Annotated in this window: 1 protein-coding gene and 1 pseudogene; both read right to left on the bottom strand. The window is 61.4% G+C overall.

What is annotated here, in order from left to right; translation table 11 throughout:
- Positions 1-1,200, bottom strand: a 1,200-nt coding sequence (locus AC1DUU_RS31320; protein ID WP_476787194.1) for a molybdopterin-dependent oxidoreductase, incomplete at its 3' end; no start/stop codon positions are given.
- Between the two features lie 26 nt (positions 1,201-1,226).
- Positions 1,227-1,698, bottom strand: a pseudogene (locus AC1DUU_RS31315) (ABC transporter substrate-binding protein); the annotation flags it as partial.

Genomic DNA, 1,698 nt, shown 5'->3' with positions numbered 1-1,698 from the left:
GGGCGCACCGGGATTGAGCAACATGTCGGAAATGCGGGCGACGGGAATGAAATCGGACACGCTGGGCTTGAGCTGCGAAAGTGTGGGGCCCTTGACTCTGGCATGCCTGCTGCCGACAAGATTGGCAGCACCGTAGCCCACGCCGAAGCCACCGCCGGGTTTGCCGATCTGGCCGAGCATCGCCGCCAGCGTCACCACCATCCAGAACGGCTGTTCGCCATGAGTGGCACGCTGCATTGACCAAGACACATTGAGCATGGTGCGCGACCTGGCCATGCGCCGAGCCAGATCGACGATGGCTGCGGCCGGAACGCCGCTAATTGATTCCGCCCATTCGGGTGTCTTGGGGACGCCATCGGCCGCGCCGGTGAGGTAGGGGACAAAGCTTTCGAAGCCAACGCAGCAGCGCGCAAGGAAGGCCGCATCGTGCAGGGTCTCAGTGAAAAGCACCCAGGCGAGCGCCAGCATCACCGATGTATCCGTGTTGGGCCGGCAGGCGATCCAAGTCGCTGTATCGGCGACAGCTCCGAAGTTGTCGCATACCGGACCGATATTGATGAATTGGGTGCCTGCCGCGCGCATGCCGGCGAGGCCCGTCGGCACGCCATGCAGTCCGACACCGCCGGCATTCATCTGAGCATTTTTCACCGGCACGCCGCCGAAGGTGACGAACAGCTCGCAATGCTTTGCGAGCATGTCCCAGGAATTGTGGCTCGCCATCAGCTCGTCCATGCTCGCCACAATGTGCGGCAGCACGACGTTGGCGGCACCCAAACTGTAGGAATCGACATGCCTGACATAGCCACCGGCGGCATTCAAAAAGCGATGGACCTGGCTTTGCGCGTGATGGAAGCGGCCGGCGCTCGACCAGCCATATGAACCGCCGAATATCGACGAATTGCCGTAAGTGGTGCGGACCCTATCGATCTCGGCCGCGACCATGTTGAGGGCGTGGTCCCATTCGACTTCGACAAAGGGATCGAGACCGCGCCGTTCGGGGGCGGAACCTGGACCATATTCAAGCCAGCTCCTGCGTATGGCAGGGCGCCGGACCCGGAGCCGTTCGAGCGCCGGGTCGAGTTGGTAGAAGCCGATCGGGCTCGGGTCCCGATCGCGTTTGAACGGATTGAGGGCGGGCATGCCGTTTCCGCGGGGTCCAACCTCATAGGTGCCCCAATGGGAAAGCGTGTAGTTCGTCATGCCCTGGTCCGTGCCCGCCCGTGGATTTAGCCTTCGATCTCCGCGAAGAGCTTCTTCATATCCTCATTCGAATAGGTCTTGTCGATGATCAGTTCGTCACCCTGGATATGCCAGGAAAGGGCTGGGCCGCTGATGTCGCCATAAGCATCGAATTCGATCGTTCCGAGCGAGCCGACGAACTTAATTGGCTTGCCGGCCTTGATCAGCTCCAGCGCCTTCTTGAACTCGGCCGGACCTGTGCCGATGACTTCGCCATCAGCGGCTTGCGTCTTGCGCATGGCATCGCGGATCGAAGTACCTGACAAGTCTGGCGCTATGTTCATGGCGAGGCCGAGGATCATGACGGCGTCGTACTCGCTGTAGATGCCGGGGCCATCGGAACTGACCCCATAAGCGGCGTTGAACGCCTGCTTGAAGGCTTCGATCTCCGGGCCAGCTACCGACGCATTGTCGGTGCCAAAGGCCTTGGTCAGGTACTTGGAGCCCACCGCCTTGACG

This window comes from Aminobacter sp. P4_H6_2 (assembly GCF_056400805.1).
This window is presented reverse-complemented; position numbering and strand designations above follow the sequence as displayed.